The 22,624-nt window shown below is 48.6% G+C and carries 17 protein-coding genes and 1 pseudogene; all 18 read left to right on the top strand.

The window, feature by feature from the left end; all coding sequences use genetic code 11:
* The first annotated feature begins 91 nt into the window (after positions 1-91).
* The 18 genes and pseudogenes from CHM34_RS12350 to CHM34_RS12265 all read left to right on the top strand — a co-directional run bounded on the left by CHM34_RS12350 (position 92) and on the right by CHM34_RS12265 (position 22,587).
* Positions 92-916, top strand: a complete 825-nt coding sequence (locus tag CHM34_RS12350; protein ID WP_094264915.1) for an AraC family transcriptional regulator — start codon at positions 92-94, stop codon at positions 914-916.
* A 178-nt stretch (positions 917-1,094) separates the two neighbouring features.
* Positions 1,095-2,819 carry a ribulokinase gene (locus tag CHM34_RS12345; RefSeq protein ID WP_094264914.1) on the top strand — a complete coding sequence of 575 codons (1,725 nt, stop codon included), beginning with the start codon at positions 1,095-1,097 and terminating at the stop codon, positions 2,817-2,819.
* Positions 2,774-4,204, top strand: a complete 1,431-nt coding sequence (locus tag CHM34_RS12340) for an L-fucose/L-arabinose isomerase family protein (RefSeq protein ID WP_094264913.1) — start codon at positions 2,774-2,776, stop codon at positions 4,202-4,204. Before CHM34_RS12345 ends, CHM34_RS12340 begins: the two co-directional genes overlap by 46 nt.
* 157 nt (positions 4,205-4,361) lie before the next feature.
* Complete coding sequence (gene araD / locus CHM34_RS12335; RefSeq protein WP_094265052.1) at positions 4,362-5,051, top strand: L-ribulose-5-phosphate 4-epimerase; 690 nt, start codon at positions 4,362-4,364, stop codon at positions 5,049-5,051.
* Between the two features lie 53 nt (positions 5,052-5,104).
* Entirely contained in the window at positions 5,105-6,304 is a 1,200-nt protein-coding gene (locus CHM34_RS12330; RefSeq protein ID WP_240512001.1) for a sn-glycerol-1-phosphate dehydrogenase, read from the top strand.
* 120 nt (positions 6,305-6,424) lie between these two features.
* Positions 6,425-7,507, top strand: coding sequence for a GntR family transcriptional regulator (locus CHM34_RS12325; protein WP_094265050.1), 1,083 nt, complete (start codon positions 6,425-6,427; stop codon positions 7,505-7,507).
* A gap of 182 nt (positions 7,508-7,689) precedes the next feature.
* A pseudogene (locus CHM34_RS12320) lies at positions 7,690-8,990 on the top strand (ABC transporter substrate-binding protein).
* Between the two features lie 57 nt (positions 8,991-9,047).
* Positions 9,048-9,968, top strand: a complete 921-nt coding sequence (locus tag CHM34_RS12315; RefSeq protein WP_240512018.1) for a carbohydrate ABC transporter permease — start codon at positions 9,048-9,050, stop codon at positions 9,966-9,968.
* Between the two features lie 2 nt (positions 9,969-9,970).
* Positions 9,971-10,822 (top strand): carbohydrate ABC transporter permease, encoded by an 852-nt coding sequence (locus CHM34_RS12310; RefSeq protein WP_094264912.1) that lies wholly within the window; start codon positions 9,971-9,973, stop codon positions 10,820-10,822.
* Positions 10,823-10,896: 74 nt separating this feature from the next.
* Positions 10,897-12,408, top strand: a complete 1,512-nt coding sequence (arfA, locus tag CHM34_RS12305) for an arabinosylfuranosidase ArfA (RefSeq protein ID WP_094264911.1) — start codon at positions 10,897-10,899, stop codon at positions 12,406-12,408.
* 100 nt (positions 12,409-12,508) lie between these two features.
* Complete coding sequence (locus tag CHM34_RS12300) at positions 12,509-13,588, top strand: arabinan endo-1,5-alpha-L-arabinosidase (protein ID WP_206093800.1); 1,080 nt, start codon at positions 12,509-12,511, stop codon at positions 13,586-13,588.
* 242 nt (positions 13,589-13,830) lie between these two features.
* The gene (locus tag CHM34_RS12295; RefSeq protein ID WP_094264910.1) at positions 13,831-15,153 is read left to right on the top strand and encodes an ABC transporter substrate-binding protein; all 1,323 of its coding nucleotides are present in this window, start codon (positions 13,831-13,833) and stop codon (positions 15,151-15,153) included.
* Positions 15,154-15,489: 336 nt separating this feature from the next.
* Positions 15,490-16,218 carry a carbohydrate ABC transporter permease gene (locus CHM34_RS12290; protein WP_338048665.1) on the top strand — a complete coding sequence of 243 codons (729 nt, stop codon included), beginning with the start codon at positions 15,490-15,492 and terminating at the stop codon, positions 16,216-16,218.
* Positions 16,218-17,042 carry a carbohydrate ABC transporter permease gene (locus CHM34_RS12285; protein ID WP_206093799.1) on the top strand — a complete coding sequence of 275 codons (825 nt, stop codon included), beginning with the start codon at positions 16,218-16,220 and terminating at the stop codon, positions 17,040-17,042. Before CHM34_RS12290 ends, CHM34_RS12285 begins: the two co-directional genes overlap by 1 nt.
* A 242-nt stretch (positions 17,043-17,284) precedes the next feature.
* Positions 17,285-19,315 carry a beta-galactosidase gene (locus tag CHM34_RS12280; protein ID WP_094264908.1) on the top strand — a complete coding sequence of 677 codons (2,031 nt, stop codon included), beginning with the start codon at positions 17,285-17,287 and terminating at the stop codon, positions 19,313-19,315.
* Positions 19,316-19,417: 102 nt separating this feature from the next.
* Positions 19,418-20,569 (top strand): Gfo/Idh/MocA family protein, encoded by a 1,152-nt coding sequence (locus tag CHM34_RS12275; RefSeq protein ID WP_094264907.1) that lies wholly within the window; start codon positions 19,418-19,420, stop codon positions 20,567-20,569.
* A 14-nt stretch (positions 20,570-20,583) separates the two neighbouring features.
* Positions 20,584-21,750 (top strand): dihydrodipicolinate synthase family protein, encoded by a 1,167-nt coding sequence (locus tag CHM34_RS12270; protein ID WP_094264906.1) that lies wholly within the window; start codon positions 20,584-20,586, stop codon positions 21,748-21,750.
* A gap of 15 nt (positions 21,751-21,765) precedes the next feature.
* Positions 21,766-22,587: a sugar phosphate isomerase/epimerase family protein gene (locus tag CHM34_RS12265; RefSeq protein ID WP_094264905.1), complete on the top strand. Its 822-nt coding sequence runs from the start codon at positions 21,766-21,768 to the stop codon at positions 22,585-22,587.
* The last annotated feature ends 37 nt before the right edge of the window (positions 22,588-22,624 follow it).

The raw sequence follows: 22,624 nt of genomic DNA, 5'->3' as shown, positions 1-22,624 counted from the left end.
GAGCAGGCATCCCGTAAAATATAGTATAATACCTGGATGGGATACATGTATGACAGGCATCATAGGCACTGCTTATGGGGGGTCGATCATGATGAGGGATCGAGAAACGGATTTATCGATACAAGGAATCAAATTATATGAAAATAAGCATAAGGAAAAACACAGAATTAAGAGCCATTACCATCAAACCCATCAGATCCTCTATGTTTTGGAAGGCAGAGGCCGTTGTACCCTTGACCGGAAGCCATATAATTTCTCCCGGGATAATATGGCGGTGATTGCCCCGTATTCCAATCACTCCATCTTCGCTGATTCCAAGATGACCGTGTTGGTTTTGGAGTTTGATGAAAGCGTTTTAAGTCGATCAGTACGGGAAGAACTGGTTTCTATCGTTTTCCGATCTTCCCGGGTGATTCCGATCAGCTTGTTTGACAGCAGTGAACTGAGGCAATTGTTGAGAAAGATGCTATATCAACAGTCTCAAGGGGAATCCATCAACTTTTTGGCGATGAGGATTTTTCTGGCGGAAATGCTGTTTGTACTTGTACGCTCTCAACAAATGTCTCAAGTGATGGATACGAATGCTTTACGTGCAGAGTGGTTACGCAATTACATGCACACTCATTATTTTGAAATCGGCGGCTCTAACGATCTGGCAAACAAAATGGGAATGAGCGTTCGCTATGTTCATCGTATTTTTAAAGAACATTACCGGAAAACACCTATGCAATATTTAACGGAAGTGAGAATGGAACGGGCTAAAAAGATGCTCATTGAAACAGATAACGACGTCGTATCCATCTGTTTTGAGGTGGGATTTGAATCCGTTTCCACCTTTTATCGAGTATTTAAAAAACATGTCGGGATCCCGCCGAATCGGTACCGTACTTCCCACCGGGAACTGGATAAAAAATAAAAGTGTGCGGGGAGGGAGCGATTTCTTTCCCGCACACTTTTTATAAATCTGTATTGTGCGACTATTGGGGTTTGTGTTAATGTGAGAGTAACTTGTACGTTCAAGTTACTCTTTCTTGCTCTTTTTTTGGCCTGTTCGAGAAATACATCCGTACAACCTGGTTGGAGGAGGGAATCACTTGGGGAAGCAGTTTGCCATCGGGCTCGATTACGGGACAGAGTCTGCACGGTGCGTCGCTGTCGACTTAACCAGCGGGGATGTTGTCGCATCCGCCGTTCAAAATTACTCGGATGGTGTCATAACGGAGACACTGCCGGGGTCCGAGGTTCAGCTGGGTAAGGATTGGGCCCTGCAAAATCCCGATGATTATCTGGATGCTTTTGTTGAAACCGTTACCAATGTGCGAAAGAAGTTGGGAGATCGCATGTCCTCCCAAGACATTGTCGGTATCGGCATTGATTTTACTTCTTGCACCATGTTGCCGGTGAAACGGGACGGGACCCCCTTGTGCAAGGTTCCAACATGGCGTGAGCATCCCCACAGCTGGGTGAAATTGTGGAAACATCATGCGGCTCAAAAACAAGCAGATCGGTTGAATCAACGGGCCGGTAGCATGGAGAATTCTTTTTTGCCGCGGTACGGAGGGAAAATTTCTTCCGAATGGTTTTTCCCAAAGGTGATGCAAATCGCGGAAGAGGATCCGGAGGTGTATGAGGCCGCGGATCGTTTTATTGAAGCGGCTGATTGGATGGTCTGGCAACTGACCGGGAAGGAATCCCGGAATTCCTGTACAGCGGGATATAAAGCCATCTGGCATAAGCGCCGCTCCTTTCCTGAACCTTCGTTCTTCCGCAGCTTGCATCCTCGTATGGAAAACATTGTGGAAGAAAAGTTGTCTCGGGATATTCTGCCGATCGGATCCAAAGCGGGCGGATTAACCGAGGAATTGGCTCGGAAGACTGGTCTTCCGACGGGTGTACCGGTTGCTGTCGGCAATGTGGACGCTCATGTTTCAGCACCTGCCGCCGGTGTTACAAAAACCGGGGCGATGCTGATGATTATGGGAACATCCACCTGCAATATCTTGCTCGGCGAAGAAGAGAAATGGGTTCCGGGTATGTGCGGTGTCGTCGAAGATGGAGCCGTCCCGGGCTACTATGCATATGAAGCGGGACAATCGGCGGTGGGGGATATTTATGCATGGTTTGTCAAGCATTCCGTTCCCCGGAGCTATCATCGGGAAGCGGAGGAAAAAGGTCTTTCCATCCACGAACTCCTGGAACAAAAGGCGGCACAGTATCAACCGGGCCAAAGCGGTCTGTTGGTTTTGGATTGGCTGAACGGAAACCGCAGTGTGCTGGTGGATACGGATTTAACCGGTCTAATTTTGGGATTGACGCTGGATACCAAGCCGGAGGAGATTTATCGGGCCCTGTTGGAAGCGACGGCTTTTGGGCAGCGGTTGATCATTGAAACATTTGTCGAGCACGGGGTACCTGTCGACCGTTTGGTCGCCTGCGGGGGTCTTCCGCATAAAAATTGGCTTTTGATGCAGATTTACGCCGATGTGTTAAAGAAGGAGATCGAGGTGGCGGCCCATCTGCACACTCCCGCAGTCGGAGCTGCGATGTTTGGAGCGGTGGCCGCGGGCAAAACCGGCGGCGGATTTGACAGTATAGGCGATGCGGCGGACAGAGTGGCCAAACTTCGGAGTGAACCCGTCCGACCGGTCCCTGCCAACGCCCGGATTTATGATCGTTTATACGATGAGTACAAAAAGCTCCATGATTATTTCGGGAGAGGCGAAAACAACGTGATGAAGACACTGAAAAAACTGAAACAAGGGAGTGCTGATTCATGGGCATCAAGAAAAGAGAACACCGTCCGGTCACAATGGGTGTGATCGTAGGCAACCGCGGTTTTTTTCCGGGTCATCTGTGCGAGGAAGGGAGAAAAGAGATTCTACAGGTGTTGGATAAGGCAGGGATTCGGCCCGTTCTTTTGTCGCCTGAGGATACTAAATACGGTGCGGTCAGTACGCTGGACAACGCTAAAAAGTGCGCCAAATTGTTTCAAGCGTATCGGGATGAAATCGATGGGGTTTTGATTACACTCCCTAATTTCGGCGATGAAAAAGCGATTGCCAATACGCTGCGGTTGGCCGGTTTGGATGTACCGGTTCTGGTCCACGCATTTGCCGACGATCCGTCCAAAATGAGTGCTCAGCACCGACGGGACAGTTTTTGCGGGAAGATGTCCGTCTGCAACAACCTGACGCAATACCGGATTCCGTATTCCATTACCCAACTTCATACCGTGGATCCGAAAAGTGAATCCTTCCGAAACGACTTGCTGAACTTCGCCAGTGTCTGCCGGGTAGTGAAAAGTCTTCGTTCGGCGCGCATCGGGGCGATTGGAGCAAGGCCCGCCGATTTCAATACGGTTCGGTACAGTGAAAAATTGCTGGAGGCTAACGGCATCACCGTGGAAACGATTGATTTATCCGAAGTATTCGGAAAAGCCAATCGCCTGAAGGACGAGGATCCCGTTGTCAAAGAAAAACTGGAATCGATTCGGTCCTATGTGGAGACAAAGGGGATTCCGGAAGATCGATTGGTCCGAATGTCTAAATTCGGAGTGATTGTCGACCGTTGGATGGAGGAGAGCGATTTATCCGCCACAGCGGTCCAATGTTGGACGTCCATGGAAGAATTTTTCGGAGTGGTTCCCTGCACCATTATGAGCATGATGAGCAACAGCTTGTTGCCCAGCGCCTGTGAAGTGGACATTCCGGGATTAGTGGGCATGTATGCCTTGCAGGAAGCATCCGATCGGCCGAGTGCCATTGTCGATTGGAACAATAATTATGGAGAGGACCCGGATAAAGCGGTGATTTTTCACTGCAGCAATTTGCCGAAGGATGTCTTTTCGGAGACAACCATGGACTATCAACGAATTATTTCCAATGCTGTCGGTAAAGAGAATACCTTCGGCACCATTGCCGGACGTGTCAAACCCGGCGCCTTTACTTACGCGAGAGTTTCCACCGATGACTTGAATGGCTCCATGTCCGCCTATGTGGGAGAGGGGGAACTGACCAACGACCCATTGATGACTTTCGGCGGGTACGGTGTGGTCAAAATACCGAATCTCCAGGGACTGCTTCATACCATTTGCGAGAAGGGTTTTGAACATCATGTCGCTGTGAACCTTTCCCAGAAGGCTGATGCCTTGAATGAAGCGATGGGCAAGTATTTGAACTGGAATGTCTATCATCACCAAGGTTGACGGATAATGATTCCGCCCCTGGCGGGATAAAAAGATGGGATCCGGCTGGCATCCTTCTGGATCCATTTCAAGGGTTCTCTCGGTTCCCAAAAAACCGTCCAATCATCCGAAAAAAAAACCGTGGACCGTCAAGTGCAACGATGGAGGAGGGATTGTCTTGCTGGACGCACTGAAACAATCCGTATGGGAAGCCAATCTCCAACTGCCTGAATATGGCTTGGTCACTTTTACATGGGGCAATGTGAGCGGCATTGACAGGACTCGAGGACTCGTCGTGATCAAACCGAGCGGGGTTTCCTATGGTGAAATGAAAAAAGAGGATCTTGTCGTGGTCGACTTGGACGGTAATCAGGTGGAAGGCGATTTAAAGCCTTCTTCGGACACGCCGACCCATCTGTTTTTGTATCGGGAACTTCCGGCCATCGGGGGGATCGTCCATACGCACTCGCCTTGGGCGACAAGTTGGGCTCAGGCGGGGCGGGCCATCCCTGCTTTGGGTACGACTCACGCCGATTACTTTCTCGAAGAAATCCCCTGTACCCGGGAAATGACGCCGTCTGAAATTCAGGGGAATTATGAATGGGAAACGGGAAAGGTGATCGCGGAATCCTTGAAAGAGAAAGATCCGATGAATGTTCCGGGAGTCCTGGTTCATCAACATGCCCCGTTTTGCTGGGGAAAAGATGCACAGGATGCTGTTTATCACGCGGTCGTATTGGAAGAAGTGGCCAAAATGGCTTATCATACCGTTGCGCTGAATCCCGGAGCCTGCGGGATGAACCGGGACCTGCTCGACAAACATTTCTTCAGAAAACACGGTTCAAAGGCCTATTACGGTCAAACGTAACCATGGAGGCGGGTCCACACGAATACGATCGCTTTTTTAGGGTGATGGGATACATGATGAGCTTTTTTCTAAAACCGGATGGACATCTCGCATGTTCGTGTGAAAGTCATCAGCCAATCGAGATCGAACGAATCCGCATGGAACGCGGTGCTCTGGAGAATGTAGCCCCTTTTCTCGTTTCCCGCCAATGGTACCGGACGGCGGTTGTGGCGGATCCAAACACATACGAGGCGGCGGGTCGCAAACTGTGCGAGTATTTCAAGCAAATGGGGATCCAGTATCAACTCTGCCTTTTAGAGGGGAACGAACAGGGCGATGTGGTAGCGGATGAATCGACGCTGGTTCGGGCATTTGTGGAGATTCCGCGGGAAACGGATGTCTTATTGGCCGTGGGTGCCGGGACGGTGCATGATGTGGTGCGCTTTGTCGGCGATAAACTCAATAAGCGATTTATATCGATCCCGACAGCCGCTTCCGTCGATGGGTTTACTTCCGCGGGAGCGCCCCTGATTCTGAGAGGGGTCAAGAAAACGATTCAGGCTTGTTCCCCAGTCGCCGTCTTCGCCGATCTGGATGTTCTCAGCAAAGCCCCGGCAGCGCTAACGGCGGCAGGCTTCGGTGATATGCTGGCTAAATACACCTCACTGGTCGATTGGCAAGTTTCCCGTTGGATCGCCGATGAACCTTATTGCACCGAGGCCGCCGCAGTTACCCGAAAAGCGTTGGATGAGTGTATCATCCATATCGATCGGATCGGGGAAGGGACGGTTCGTGGAATGGAGATCTTGATGCGCTCGTTAATTCAGTCGGGATTGGCGATGCTTTGGGTGGGCCATTCCAGACCGGCATCCGGAGCGGAACATCACCTCTCGCATTTTTGGGAGATGGAGCTTTTGCGCAATCATCAACCCCAAGTATTACACGGATCAAAAGTGGGTGTTGCGACCATCCTGATTTCCCGGCTGTACCACCGGTTGGCCGATCTGGATTTTCAGCAACACCTCGGGAATTTGGGGGATTCATCCGCGATCGGAAACCGATTAAGGGATCATGGATCCGAAATACAGCAGTTGTTTAAAGAGATTCCCGGTCCGGATCGTCTGTCCCACTGGCTGAAAAAGGTGGGTGGATCCGCAACCGCGGAAGAGCTTGGGATCGATTCCGACTTGGTTCAACAATCCATGAAAAAGGCTTATCATTTACGTGATCGCTATACCGGCTTGAAACTGGCCAATGATTTAAACATCATATAAGAGCGGTACAGGCCAAAAGGTTTGACTCTGAAGGGAGTCAAACCTTTTTCTTTTATTACAATGGATGTTATGCTGTGCTACAATGTACGTACATGTATCAATTTAAAGGTGAATCAGAATATGCACAATACCAAACACAATCAAGTGAAAGAAGCGATCCAGTCATGGATTCTCGAGGGGAAAGTGGCCCCCCGCCAAAAAATAAAATCGGAAAATGAGATGGTCGAGATATTCGGTGTCAGCAGACATACGGTGCGCCAGGCGATCGGCGATCTAGTGCATGAAGGTTGGTTATATCGGGAGCAGGGGAGAGGAACCTTCTGCAGCGACCGTACCTTGTCGGATCAAAAACCGAACAAGCTGATCGGTATCATCACCACTTATATATCCGATTATATTTTCCCCTCCATTATCCGGGGTGCAGAATCGTATCTAAATAGTAAAGGGTATTCCATCTTGTTGGCGAGCACGAACAACAACGTCAAGGAAGAAAAAGCATGCCTGCAGACGATCCTCAACAAGAATATCGACGGCCTGATTATTGAGCCGACGAAGAGTGCGTTATACAATGAAAATCTAAATTATTATCTGGGTCTGGAAGCAAACAATACCCCGTATGTGATGATCAATGCTTACTATCCTCAGTTGCAATCCCCCAGCCTGACGGTCAATGATGAGCAGGGGGGGCATATGGCAGCCGAGCATTTGATCCATTTGGGTCATCGAAGAATCATCGGATTTTTTAAAACAGACGACCTGCAGGGTTTGCATCGCATGCAGGGCTTTTTAAGGGCTCATCGGGAGCATCGAGTGACGATTGATCCCGAGTTAATCGTTCCGTTTAACACAGAAGAAAAAGAAGAGAAACCGAAAGAGGCATTGCGCAGAATTCTGCGCATGAAAAGCGAAAAACCGACCGCAGTCTTTTGTTATAATGATGAAATTGCTCTGAATATCCTGGATGTTGTGCGGGAACAGCAACTGAAGGTCCCCGAAGACCTCTCCATCGTCGGATATGATGACTCCCACTTTGCACAGGCGTCGGAGGTGAAATTAACCTCGGTTAAACATCCCAAAATGGTCATGGGGGAGACAGCGGCCCAAGTATTAATCGAGGCCATCCAGGAAAAGGGCCGGGAGATCGAACCCGTTGTTTTTCAACCGGAGCTGATCGTCAGAAGTTCCACCCGAAAAATCGAATAAACCGAATCAAAACAAGGGCTCCTGCAGGATCAAGGAGTCTTTTTTTAACCCTATTATTCAGACTAATATCACTTTTTTGTTGACAACGCTTACATATGTACGTACAATCAATCATAAATAAAAGTTGTACGTACATATGAAGCCGGATTGATAAGCGGCTGTGGTTTGCAGCACAGAAGGGGTTGGTAACCTTGAAAAAACAATTCAGCTTGGTTCTGGTGATGGTGATCGTATGGGGATCATGCTAGCGGGGTGTTCCAGTTCCGAAGGATCTGGTTCCGATGGAAAGGTCACGTTGACACTGTGGACTTTTGTCGGTCAACATGCCGAATTCTATCAGAAAATGGCGAAGAGATGGAATCAGAAACATCCCAATCAAAAGATCGAATTAAAAGCGGAAACCTACCCTTATGACAATATGCATAATAAATTGATGCTGTCTTTGTATTCAAAGGTGGGAGCTCCTGATATCGCAGATATTGAGGTCAGCCGGTTTCCCAATTATTTGAGGGGAAAACCTCAGTTGGTTCCATTGAATGATATGGTGGAGCCGGTGAGAGATCGGTTTATCGAATCCCGGTTCGATATTTACAGCAAAGACGGTAAGTACTATGGACTTCCATTCCATGTAGGGGCCACGGTGATGTATTACAACAAGGACATCCTGGATCAGGCCGGAGACGATCCGGACCAAATCGAAACATGGGATGACTATGTCCGAGCGGGGAAAAAAGTGAAAGAAAAAACGGGTAAACCCATGACAACAGTGGAAATTACGGATGTTCACAACATATGGCCGACAATCATTCAGCAAAAATCCGATTTTCTGGATTCAAACGGTCGTGTTACGTTGGATAATCGAACGAATATTCGTACTCTTCCCTTCCTGCGGGACATGATGGATAAGCACAAGATCGCCATCCCCGCTCCGGGTGGATCACACCATATGGAAGAATACTATGGTTTTATGAACCAAGGAGGAGCGGCCTCCGTTCAAATGCCCATGTGGTATATGTCCCGGTTTACGGATTATATGCCGGATTTGAAAGGAAAAATGGTCATACGTCCGATGCCCGCTTGGGAAAAGGGCGGATTACGTTCCGCCGGTATGGGCGGGACCGGAACGGTGGTAACCAATCAATCCGAACACACCCGGCTTGCCAAGGAATTTATCCGTTTTTCCAAATTATCCAAAGAGGGGAATATCGAGATTTGGAAAAGTCTCGGTTTTGATCCGCCGCGGTGGGATGTTTGGTCGGACCCGGAATTAAAAGCTTCAAACGAATATACCGACTATTTCGGCAGGGGTATTTTTGATCAATTGCTCCGGTTAAAAGATGAAATCCGTTCGCCCCACATCGACGAACCGACTCCGAGGCTGAGCAATCGGGTGAAAAGCAATGTCCTGTACGAAGCTTTAAGAAGGAAAAATAAAAGCCCAGAGGAGGCTTTAAAGGATGCGGCAGAAGAAATCAGGGAGTAGATCAAGCATATAAGGGAGGAACGAAGGTTGAAAAACAATGTCTCTTTTACCCGGCCGATTCAGTTTCTTCTACAAAAAGGAAAGGGGGTGCGCAAAGGGAATCTCCTATTCTCCAAGAAGTACGCTCCCTATCTGATGGTTTCCCCTTTTATCATTTTCTTCGTATTATTTTTTCTGTATCCGATCATCAGTACCATCCATATGAGCTTTCTGGAGATCTACCCCGGAGAAAGAACATTTGTCGGTTTGGGCAATTACTATAAATTGTTAAATCCGCATTTTTATACTGCCCTCTATAACAGCACGATCTATACCCTTTGGACGTTAATCATCTTAATCCCAGTGCCGATGGTTTTGGCAGTCCTTCTAAATTCAAAGATCACCCCTTTGCGAAATGTTTTTCGATCCGCCCTGTTCATCCCCGCCCTCACATCCGTCATTGTGGCAGGGGTTATCTTCCGTCTCCTATTTGGAGAATCGGAGTCTTCGTTCGCAAACGCTGTGATCACTCAGTTGGGGTTTTCGCCGCAGCAATGGATGATGCATCACGGGACCGGCATGTTTCTCATGGTTTTACTCGCCTCCTGGCGGTGGATGGGGGTCAATATCCTTTACTTTCTGGCGGGTCTGCAAAATATACCCCAGACATTATACGAGTCAGCCGAGATGGATGGTGCCGGTACGGTTACGAAATTTTTCCGAATTACCTTGCCGTTGTTGAAGCCTGTCCTCGTCTATGTACTGACCATCAGTATTTACGCCGGGTTCCGGATGTTCGAAGAAAGCTATGTGTTTTGGCAAAACCATTCCCCCGGCAATATCGGATTGACAATCACCGGGTATCTTTATCGACAGGGGTTTGAAAATTTCGACCTGGGATTTGGCGCGGCCATCGGCCTGGTTTTATTGCTGATCGTTCTCCTTTTGAACCTGATTCAACTGAAATTTTTTGGTGTGTTTCGCAAGGGAGATGAGTGACCATGGAGTGGATTCATAAGAGAAGAAATCGGTTTTTATCTATCCTCTCTCTGTTGGTGGTCTTTTTCTTCAGTTTGTTCGCCTTATTTCCCCTCTTTGCATTGCTGTTGGCTTCTTTAAAACCTTCCAGTGAATTGATGCGTTTCGGACTCAATTTGAAGCTTCAGCCGGAGTTGCTCAGTCTGAAAAATTATTTCTATCTTTTTTCAGAGCAAGCGCGTCTGTATTTCGAATGGTACAAAAACAGTTTAATCGTAACGTTATTGTATACGGCTATTTCTCTGTTCTTGTCATCCATGGTGGGTTACGCCTTGGCCATATACGATTTTAAAGGAAAAAATTTGATCCTGACCTTGGTGTTGTTTGTGATGATGATCCCGCTGGAAATTATGATGCTGCCGCTGTTTGAAGAGATGATTTTATTTCGGTTGATCGATACTTACTGGGGGGTGGTTTTGCCCTTTGCCGTGGCCCCTTTTGCCGTCTTCTTTTTTAGACAATATGCGATCGGGCTCCCCAGAGAATTACTGGATGCCGCCCGGATCGACGGCTGTTCGGAATTCGGGATCTACTTGAGAATCATGAGTCCTTTGATGGTTCCGGCCTATGGAGCCATGGCCATCTTACAAGCGATGAACAGCTGGAATAATTTCTTATGGCCCTTGGTGGTATTGCGCTCCAATGAAATGTTCACCCTGCCGATCGGGTTGGCCGGATTGTTGACTCCTTACGGCAACAACTACGATATTCTGATATCCGGTTCCGTTTTGGCCATTTTACCGATTATCATCCTGTTTATCTTCTTTCAACGATACTTTATCTCGGGCCTGACTCTTGGCGGAGTCAAGGAATAGAAGCGAGCCCCCGGTTTTGTCCGACAAGACCGGCTCATAGATACACAAATCATCTGAAAAAGGAAGGGATCACGATGTCGGTTGAAAACAGAGCGAAGATGGTTGTGGACAAGAGTTATGAAATCGGACCAATCGATCGACGGATTTATGGGTCCTTCGTTGAACATCTGGGACGGGCCGTCTACGGGGGAATCTATGAACCGGACCATCCCAGGGCTGACGAAAGAGGCTTTAGAAGGGATGTCATGGACCTGGTCAAGCAATTGAATGTGCCGGTTATACGCTATCCAGGCGGTAATTTCGTTTCCGGCTATGACTGGGAAGACGGAGTGGGTCCTCGCGAGAAGAGACCGCGTCGGCTGGAACTGGCTTGGCGGTCCATCGAAACGAATCAGGTGGGGACGAATGAGTTTGCTGAATGGGCCAAGTCCGTGAACAGTGAAGTGATGATGGCTATCAATTTGGGAACGCGGGGAATTGACGAGGCTCGAAAATTCATCGAATACTGTAATCACCCGGGAGGCTCCTATGGGAGTGATCTGCGCATTTCCCACGGATATAAGGAGCCCCATCGAATCAAAACCTGGTGTTTGGGCAATGAGATGGACGGAGAATGGCAAATCGGCCATAAAACTGCGGAAGAATATGGGCGATTGGCGGTGGAAGCGGCCCGGGCGATGAAGCAGGTGGATCCGACGATTGAACTCGTTTCCTGCGGAAGTTCCAGCTCCTCGATGCCGACTTTTCCCCAGTGGGAAGTAACCACGCTGGAACACACGTATGAGGAAGTAGATTACATCTCTCTGCATCAATACTATGGCAACCGGAGCGACGACACTCCCAGCTATTTGGCAAAATCGCTGGATATGGACCAGTTCATCCGCAGTGTGATTGCCACCTGTGATTATGTCAAAGCGAAAAAACGCAGTAAGAAGACATTGAATCTCAGCTTTGACGAATGGAATGTCTGGTATCATTCCAATGAAGCGGACCGACAAATCGAGCCATGGTCCGTCGCTCCTCCGCTGCTTGAAGATGTATACAATTTTGAAGACGCTTTACTGGTAGGATGCATGCTGATTACGTTATTAAAGCATGCTGATCGGGTGAAGATGGCTTGTCTGGCGCAGTTGGTCAATGTGATCGCACCGATTATGACGGAAAACGGGGGGCGGTCCTGGAAACAAACGATCTTCTACCCGTTCCTGCACGCTTCGGTGTACGGAAGAGGTGTTGCCCTGAATCCGGTCATCTCCTCACCGAAATATGACTGTGCGGAATTCACGGATGTCCCTTATCTGGAGGCTACAGCGGTTCACAATGAGGAAAACGAAGAACTGACTCTGTTTGCTGTCAATCGCAACCTCGATGATTCACTGCTTTTGGAATGTGATGTCAGAAGCTTTGAAGGTTATCAGGTTGTCGAACATATCGTACTGGAGCATGATGACTTAAAGGCTGTCAACACCGCGGATGAAGAACGGGTAAAACCGCATCACCGGGGAAATGCCCGGTTGGAAGAAGGGATCGTAAACGCCGACTTGGCGAAGGCGTCCTGGAATGTCATCCGGTTAAGAAAAAAGTGACAGGCTGAAGGGAGCCGTCAGGCCATTCCATACCATGGACCTTTTCTTGGCCCGGGATGGCTCCCTTGATATAAAAAATGGGGAGAGGAAGGAAGAAAAGATGGAGAAAAATGTTCCCAATGCTCTTTCTGATCCAAAGAAGAGGAGCAAGCTGCGAACGGCCGTGACCGGATTGATATCCGGCATGCTCGTGATTGTCGGGGCTTTTCTGCCTTTGACGAAAACGGAGGCGGCTCCGGCTGATCCATCGGCTGACTACGACTTTGTGCATGATCCGGCGATGATCAAAGAGGGAGATCAATATTATGTTTTTTCTACCGGAGACCCTGACGGAGCAGTCGGTAACGGAAACATTCAAATCAGGACTTCTACCGACATGCGTAACTGGGAGTACATCGGTACCGTTTTCGACCAAATCCCCTCCTGGATTACGGATGAACTGGGATCGATTCCGAACCTGTGGGCGCCGGACATCCATTATATGAACGGGCGGTACCATTTGTATTATTCCGGTTCCACGTTTGGTTCCAATCATTCGGTGATCGGTTTGGCCACCAACCGAACGCTGGATCCTTCAAGTCCCGAATATCGTTGGGAGGATCAAGGGATCGTTTTTCGGTCGACGCAGGAGGACAATTATAATGCGATCGACCCGAATCTGGTTATGGATGATTCCGGACAGCCCTGGCTGGCATTCGGTTCCTTCTGGAGCGGAATTAAGATGATCGAGTTGGACTCGGAAACCGGGAAACCCACATCTCCGACGCCTTCCATCCACTCCATTGCACAAAGAGAGCCTCCCGGCGCCATCGAAGCACCTTCGATCATCCAAAGGGATGGATATTACTATCACTTCGTTTCCTTTGATTCCTGTTGCCAAGGGACGGACAGCACTTATCGCACAATGGTCGGTCGATCGAAAAACATAACAGGCCCTTATGTCGATCCGGATGGTACAAGCATGCTAAACGGCGGGGGTATGCAATTTCTGGGCAATGAAGGATACATGATCGGACAAGGCGGCGGCTCGGTTTACCGGGAGGGCGATCAATACTATTTTGTCCATCATTATTATGATGCTCGGGACAATGGAAACCCCAAACTTCAAATTCGGAGGATTGATTGGATGGAGGACGGGTGGCCCTATGCCGGTCCTGCAATCAGGCGAGGGCAACCTTAATATCCAGTAGCGCTTTCAAAGATCGATAACACAACAAAATCAAATCATTGATCCGGGGAAGGCCCTCCATCCATGGTATGGAATCGGAATTCGGGGTCTTCCTTTTGGTTTATGCACAAAACCAATTCCGATATTGAGAGAATGATTCCTCATTTAATAAGACGGGATTTTCATCCGTTATTAAACTATAAAAGACAGAAAATTCACGCCGATATAGAACCGATGAAAAAGGGTGATGGGATTTGAAAAAGATCGGGAATCTATGCCTCGTCTTTGCACTGGTTTTCAGTGTATTGCCGGCTTGCCAAAAGATCGACCATTCAAAAGGAGAAAAAATGCCGGAAAATCTTAAAGACATTTCCGGTGAAATAACCGTTTGGGCCTGGGCACTGGAGGCCGATTTTCTGCAATCCATTGTTCCAGAATTTGAAAAAGAATACCCCAACATTCAGGTAAACATTCATAAACAAGGACCGGATCAAGTTTATCAGCGCCTAATCACGGGTTTAGCAGCTAACCAGGGGGATCAACTGCCGGATCTGGTTCAGATTGAAGAGACGCGCCTTCCTTCCTACCAGGAACATTTTCCGAATCATTTTACCAATCTTTCTGATTTGGGTTATGACCGATACGACGGACATTTCGCACCGGCAAAGGAAGCGGCGGTTAAAGATGAAAACGGAAATTTTTTTGCGATGCCGAGGGATTTAGGTCCTGTCGGGGTTTTTTATCGGAAGGATTTATTTGCAAAGGCCGGTGTCGAACCTTCATCGATTCAAACCTGGGAAGACTATATGGAAGCCGGGAAGCAAGTTTTAGAAAAAACCGATGTGAAAATGCTGGGTTTAACCTTAAATGAAGTGGTCCCTCTTTATAAATACATGCTCCAACAACAGGGTGCTTTTTATTTTGATCAAGAAGGAAATATTGATGTTCGTTCTGAGGAATCGGTTCGGGCGATCTTAACGATCAATCAAATGAACGAAGAAGGGATTATTTCCAATGTAACCAATTGGGATGGCCGGGTTGCCGCTCTTAAAAATGGACAGGTTGCAACACTCCCCGGAGCGATCTGGTGGACCGGAACCATGAAAGACCAAATGCCGGAATTATCGGGTAAATGGGGGGCGATGCCGCTGCCTCAATTCAAAGACCAACAAGGAATTGGGGCCAATGGCGGCGGTTCCAATTTGGTGATTCCCAAAGCATCTGAAAATAAAGCGGCTGCCTATGCTTTTGGCGAATTTGCGACAACGAGGGTTGATTTATTAATCGATGGGTTAAAGAATCAAGGTTTATTTCCTTCCTTGTTAGCGGCTTATGAGGAACCTGAATTTCAGGATAAGCAGGAGTATTTCGATCATCAACCGGTTTATAAGGAGTTTGCCGCCATTGCGAAAGAAACGCCGTCTGTTCATTATACAAGCGATTACGCCCGAGCCAATGATATCGTCAATGATGAAATCATATCGATGCTATTGAATAGAAAGCCGTTGAGTCAAGTTCTTAAGGATATAACCCAGACACTGGGACCCAGCACCGGTCGGGAAGTCAATGAATCTTAAACGCAGGAAACTGCGTGGTTGACCGGGGCATGCAGATGAACCAATAGCCGGTGTGAACCGAGGTGTTGTGTAGTAGACACCGTCTTCTGAAAACGGTCATCGACCATCTATAAATACCATGAAGGGTGGATGTTGATGAATACGCCTTCTCCAGTGCCACATCCCGAAAATCCGGCGACCCAGGGGAAAACGAAAAAAAGAAATAATTTCGTTTCCATACAAAGGGCCCCCTACTTCTTTTTATTCCCGGCAGCCGTCCTATTTCTATTGTTCACGGCATATCCGATTGTCCATTCCTTCATTTTAAGCTTTCAGACCACGACGGAAGAAGGACGTGTGTTTGTCGGACTGGATAACTATATTCGGTTATTTCAAGACCGGTTATTTTATGAGTCGTTGGGCAATACCTTGATTATCTTGGTCTTTCAAGTTCCCATCATGCTATTTTTGGCTTTGATTCTCGCCAATATTTTAAACTCGGGATTCATTCGATTCAAAGGTTTTTTCAGAGTTTCCTTTTTTGCTCCAGCCGTTACCTCACTCGTGGCGGCTTCCATCATCTTTTTGTTGTTGCTCCATCAGGATTATGGGCTTGTCAATTATTTACTTTCTATAGCGGGTTTAAATTCCGTAGGCTGGCTCAATGATCCATTGGGGGCCAAGATCTCCTTGATTCTCGTTACCACTTGGCGATGGACCGGCTATAATATGGTGATTCTTTTAGCCGGATTGCAAAATATCCCCAAGCATTTGTATGAAGCGGCCAGCATTGATGGAGCCAGTAAGGTAAGACAATTCTTTTCCATTACGATCCCGCAACTCAAACCCGTGATCCTGTTTGCCGCCGTTATCTCAACGATCGGGACTTTGCAGCTTTTTGACGAACCTTATACATTGACGAACGGCGGACCCATCCATGCGACAACAACCATTACGATGTACCTTTATCGCAATGGGTTTGAATACTTTGATTTTGGTTATGGCTCAGCCATCGCCTATGTCGTCGTTTTGATCATTGCGGTTCTGTCTTTGATTCAATTCAAGTGGGCGGGTGTTGAAAGGTGATGCGAAATTCCGTCATTCAGAAGACGATTCTCTACATCATTCTGGCCATGGGTGTCATTTTAACCGTGGGTCCATTCTATTGGATGATCGTCGGAGCGACGAATCCTTCGGGAGAAACATTAAGGATTCCCCCCCGTTTAATCCCTGGAAGCTATTTGATGGAAAATTTGAATCACTTATTCGCTTCCGTTGATATTTGGCGATCTTTTTTGAACTCGGCTTTCATCACAATCACCTATACGTTTTTAGCTGTTTTGATAAGCGCCGCTGCCGGGTATGCTTTTGCGAAGTATCAATTCAGGGGGAAAGAGATTCTCTTTTCTGCCTTTCTGATTTCCATGATGATCCCTTATCAAGCCTTGGTGATTCCGCAATTTGAATTATTTTCGACTTTAGGGTTGCTGGATTCGTACAGTGCGATTATTTTGCCGCAATTGGCTTATCCCTTTGCGATTTTTTTGATGAGGCAAAATATGCAATCGATTCCTGATTCCCTGATTGAAGCGGCTAGAGTGGATGGGGCCGGCGAGTTCTTCATTTTTTTTCGGATCGGAATCCCGACGATGCTCCCTGCCATAACGGCGGTATCGATTTTCTTGTTTACCCATCAATGGAATAACTTCCTTTGGCCATTGGTGGCGTTGATTTCGGAGGAACAGTATACCTTGCCGGTCGCTTTGGCGACTCTTGCCGGGCAACGGTCCATCGATTACGGTCAATTAATGCTTGGAGCCTCAATCTCGATTTTACCCATTTTTATTCTGTTTCTCTTCTTACAGCGCTATTTTATTGCGGGAATCATTAGCGGAGCCGTAAAAGAGTGAACTTACGGTTCCGGGTTGTTGATTATCTAATAATAAAGGGAAGTCTGTTCTGCCAAAGCGACCTTTGCTATCCTACTCAGCGGAGAAGCTGGAGGGAGGGCGTTTCGTGACAAGGTTTTGCCCCTGCCCGACCGGATGGTTCGGAGCGGACAGATTTCACTTCCTTGCTGGATGGTAACTGGAGCGTGGTTGAACACGGACTCCCTGCCTAAAATAGAGTTCATATAAAGGAGTGTCGATGCATGATCAACGAAGCTCTCCCGAAAATCTGGTACGGCGGCGATTATAATCCCGAACAATGGGATGACCCGGCCGTGTGGGATGAAGATATCCGGATGTTTAAGCTCGCGGGAATCGATGTCGCTACCTTGAATGTTTTTTCGTGGGCGCTGAATCAACCGGATGAGGAAACTTATGATTTTACTTGGCTGGATGAAACGATGGACCGGCTCTATCGGAACGGCATTTACACGTGCCTGGCGACGAGTACAGCGGCCCATCCGCCCTGGATGGCGAGAAAGTATCCGGATGTTTTACGTGTCGACTTTTATGGGAGGAAACGATCCTATGGAGGTCGGCATAACTCTTGCCCCAATAGTCCGACCTACCGCAAATACTCCAGACGGATGGCAGATCGTCTGGCTGAACAATACAAAAATCATCCCGGTGTCTTGATCTGGCATGTATCCAATGAATATGGGGGTTATTGCTACTGCGACCGCTGTGCTCAGGCCTTTCGGGATTGGTTGAAGGAACGATATACGGATTTGGACCGTTTAAACAAGGTTTGGAATACACGATTCTGGGGGCATACGTTCTACGATTGGGAGGAGATTGTTCCGCCTTATGCATTGAGCGAGGAGGAAGAATATAACCGTACGAATTTTCAAGGGATCTCCCTTGATTACCGGCGTTTTATGTCCGACAGCCTTTTGGATTGTTACCGGGCGGAGTACAAAGCGATTAAAAGACATACTCCTCATATTCCGGTTACGACAAACCTGATGGGGACTTACCCGGAACTGGATTATTTTAAGTGGGCGAAGGATTTGGATGTGGTCTCGTGGGACAATTATCCATCCATCGATACACCGGTCAGTTATACCGCGATGGTTCACGACCTAATGCGCGGGCTGAAAAGCGGTCAACCGTTCATGCTCATGGAACAAACGCCGAGCCAGCAAAACTGGCAACCTTACAATTCACTCAAACGGCCGGGCGTCATGCGTCTGTGGAGCTATCAAGCGGTCGCTCACGGAGCTGATACCGTCATGTTCTTTCAACTCCGTCGTTCCATCGGTGCGTGTGAAAAGTTCCACGGGGCTGTCATTGAACATGCCGGTCACGAACATACGCGTGTCTTTCGGGAGTGCGCCGATCTGGGGCAGGAACTCCACCGGTTGTCCGATCAATTGTTGGACTCACGGATCGAAGCGAAGGTAGCGATTGTTTTTGACTGGGAAAACCGTTGGGCTGTCGATTTGTCCAGCGGGCCTTCGGTGGCGTTGAGGTATGAGCAGGAAGTGCATAAGTATTACGATGCTTTGTATCAATTCAATATCCCCGTTGACATGATCAGTGTGGAAGAAGACTTGGATTCGTATTCGATCGTGATTGCTCCCGTCCTTTATATGGTGAAGCCGGGCTATGCGGAAAAGGTGGAATCGTTTGTTAACAGCGGCGGAACCTTTGTGACGACGTTCTTTAGCGGCATTGTCGATGAGAATGATCGGGTGGTGACAGGGGGATATCCGGGAGAACTCCGCCGAGTCATGGGGATCTGGGCAGAAGAGATCGATGCATTATACCCGGAAGAGAAAAATCAGATCGTAATGAAACAAGCAAAAGGAAATCTGAGGGGCACATATGAATGCGGCTTGCTTTGTGATCTGATTCATGCTGAGGGTGCTGAAGTGGTAGCGGAATACGGGGATGATTTTTATCAAGGAATGCCGGTATTGACAAAAAATCGATGGGGTGGGGGAACGGCCTGGTATGTCGCTTCCAGCCCGGAAACCTCATTTTTAAAGGATTTTCTATCCACTCTGTGCGATGAGAAAGGCATCCAACCGCTTCTGAAAACCCCGTCCGGTGTCGAAGTATCGGAACGAAGGAAAAAAGAACAACCCATTCTGTTTGTACTGAACCACCGTCCAGAAATGGCAACGATACATCTGGGAGAAAGACCATGGATCGATTTGCTCTCCCGGCAAACGGTTACCGGTTCGGTATCGTTACCGGGCAAAGATGTGATGATCTTATCCGGTTTTTAAAACCAATTCCGATATTGAGACCATCATTCCCGATTTAATAAGACGGAGTGATGGTTTTTTTTTATGATGAACCTGCATTGGAGCACAGAAAGGAGATTATCAATGGCTGTACACCAAATAGGGATCATCATGAATGGAGTTACAGGACGGATGGGGACCAACCAACACTTGATTCGCTCCATTGTCGCGATCCGTGAGCAGGGCGGTGTCCCCCTCACCGACGGAGATGTACTGATGCCGGACCCTGTCCTGGTCGGCCGGAATGAACAGAAACTGAAAGATTTAGCAAACCGATACGATATTCCCCGCTGGAGCACCCGCCTGGATGAATGCTTGGCCGATTCCCACAATCAAATCTATTTTGATTCCCAGACAACGGTGCGGCGCGCCGACGGGGTACGAAAGGCGATTGAGGCTGGTAAACATATTTATTGCGAGAAACCGACGGCGACGACCCTCGAGGAGTCGTTGGAATTGGCCCGGTTAGCCAAAAAGGCGGGGGTTAAGAACGGAGTGGTTCAGGATAAGCTGTTTCTTCCCGGTCTTTTGAAGCTGAAGCGCCTGATCGATGCCGGTTTTTTCGGCAAGATTCTTTCCGTTCGTATGGAGTTCGGTTATTGGGTTTTTGAAGGGGACTGGCAAGAGGGACAGCGGCCTTCCTGGAATTATCGCAAAGAAGACGGGGGAGGCATTATCGTCGATATGTTCCCCCATTGGCGTTATGTACTCGATCATCTCTTCGGATCGGTGCGTTCCGTATCCTGCCTCGGGGTGACGCATATTCCGCAAAGGGTCGATGAAAAGGGAAAAACCTATGATTGTACAGCGGATGATGCCGCTTACGCCACCTTTGAATTGGAAGGCGGGGTGATCGTGCAGGCGAATTCCTCCTGGGCCGTGCGTGTGAACCGGGACGACTTACTCACGATTCAGGTAGACGGAGTGGAGGGAAGTGCTGTTGCCGGTCTCAGAGACTGCAAAGTACAGCACCGGGCCCATACGCCGAAGCCGGTTTGGAATCCGGATATAGAAAACCCCTTTGATTTTCAGGATCAATGGCAGTCCGTACCGAACAATGAAGTGTTTGATAACGCCTTTAAAATCCAGTGGGAAAAGTTTCTGAAACACGTCTTTCGGAATGATCCATTTCCTTGGGATTTCTTGGAGGGAGCCAAAGGAACGCAATTGTCGGATCTGGGATTGCAATCGTGGCGGGAAAAACGCTGGGTGGATGTACCGGAACTCAACATATAGGAAGGAGACGATCGATGATTACTACCTTGAAACTCCCGCGTGAAGGCGGATCCCTTTACACTTATCGGTTAAGCGGCTCAACTCCGGATCCGCTTCCGGAAAAGAAACATTTTGAGAAGCGTACAGCCTTTTCAGCGGCCCATGTCGTTTGTGACCCTTTCGCCGATTCGGATCCGGTAGCGAATGCCTTGATCGATTGGGAGGCCACGTTGAAATACCGTCATTATTTGTGGTCGCAGGGATTATCGGTTGCAGAAGCGATGGATACCGCACAGCGCGGGATGGGTCTAAATTGGAAAAATGCGAAAGAATTGATCGCCCGTTCCCTGGCGGAGGCTCGTTCCGTCGGCGGGAGAATCGCCTGTGGGGCCGGTACCGATCACCTGGATCCCTCCCCTGGTGTCACCCTGGAAGACGTGGAAGCGGCCTATGAAGAACAGTGTGAATGGGTAGAAGGGGAAGGCGGGCAGATCATCCTGATGGCGAGCCGGGCGTTGGCCGCTTGTGCTGAAGGTCCGGAGGATTATGAACGGGTGTACGGAAAGATCTTAAACAACGTTTCCCGGCCGGTGATTCTGCATTGGCTCGGAGATATGTTTGATCCCCAGCTTAAAGGATACTGGGGTTACGAACATGTGGATGATGCGATGGCCGTTTGTTTACGCATCATTCGTGAAAACAAGGAAAAAATCGATGGCATTAAGATTTCTTTGCTTGATGCACAGCGGGAGATCCAGATGCGCCGTCTGCTTCCGGAGGGTGTTCGCATGTATACGGGGGACGATTTTCATTATCCATCCTTAATTCGCGGAGATGAGCAAGGATACAGTCACGCTTTGCTGGGAATATTCGATGCGATTGCGCCGGCCGCGGCTTCGGCCCTGCATGCGCTGGATGAAGGGAATCTTCAACGTTATGATTCGGTCATGGAAAAAACCGTCCCTTTATCCCGTCACATCTTCCAAAAACCGACATTCGCCTATAAAACAGGGGTCGTTTTTGTGGCGTACCTCAATGGACATCAATCTCATTTTCGGATGATTGGAGGGGCGGAAGGGTTTCGTTCCGTGATTCATCTGGCCAAATTGTTTGAATTGGCGGATCAAGCGGGCCTTTTGCTTCATCCGGATCTCGCCGTGCAAAGGATGAGGCTTGTATTGGAACAAGCAGGGATTCAATAGGAGGTACATCGATTGATGAAAGAGGTCCCCTCGATACAAAGACTCAGTCTGAACCAGATTACGACGGAGAATTGGAATTTGAGCGAAGCCGTTGAGGGATGCCTGCGGGCAGAAGTTCCGTGGATTTCGGTTTGGCGCCATAAATTGCAGGAGTTCGGTCTGAACAAAAGCCGAAAAATGATTCGTGATGCGGGTTTGCGCGTATCCAGTCTGTGTCGCGGGGGCATGTTTCCGGCCGCTTCAAAGTCGGAACGTCAATCCAGGCTGGATGACAATCGGCGGGCCCTGGAGGAAGCGGCGGAATTAGGAACGGATGTTTTAGTGCTGGTGTGCGGCTCGGCACCCGACCGCGATCTGGACAGTGCCCGAAAATGGGTGGAGGAAGGTATCGAGCAACTGATTCCCTATGCCAAAGAGTGTGGGGTGAAACTAGGAATTGAACCGCTTCATCCCATGTATGCCGCCGATCGGTCGGTAATCGTGACATTGGGCCAGGCGAACGCCATCCGGGAAAGGTTACAATCAACACAAGTGGGCGTCGTTGTGGATGTTTTTCATGTTTGGTGGGATCCGGATCTCTATCAACAAATCGCCCGTGCCGGTGATCATATCCTGGGTTTTCACGTTTCCGACTGGATTGTTCCCGTGCCGGATCTGTTTAAAGGACGCGGGATGATGGGAGACGGAGTCATTGAAATCCGGCGCATCCGACAAGCGGTGGAAGAAGCCGGTTATAACGGGCCGATCGAGGTGGAGATTATCAATCAGGCGATTTGGGATCAACCCGGCGATCAAACCCTTCAAACGATGAAGGATCGTTACCTGGAGCATGTGTAAGCAGGATGATTCATGATGTATGAACGATTAAATGGAA

The sequence above is a fragment of the Paludifilum halophilum genome, from assembly GCF_002245355.1.
Taxonomy (GTDB): Bacteria; Bacillota; Bacilli; order Thermoactinomycetales; family DSM-45169; genus Paludifilum; species Paludifilum halophilum.
The sequence above is the reverse complement of the archived record's forward strand: the minus strand, read 5'-3'. Positions and strand labels throughout refer to the sequence as shown.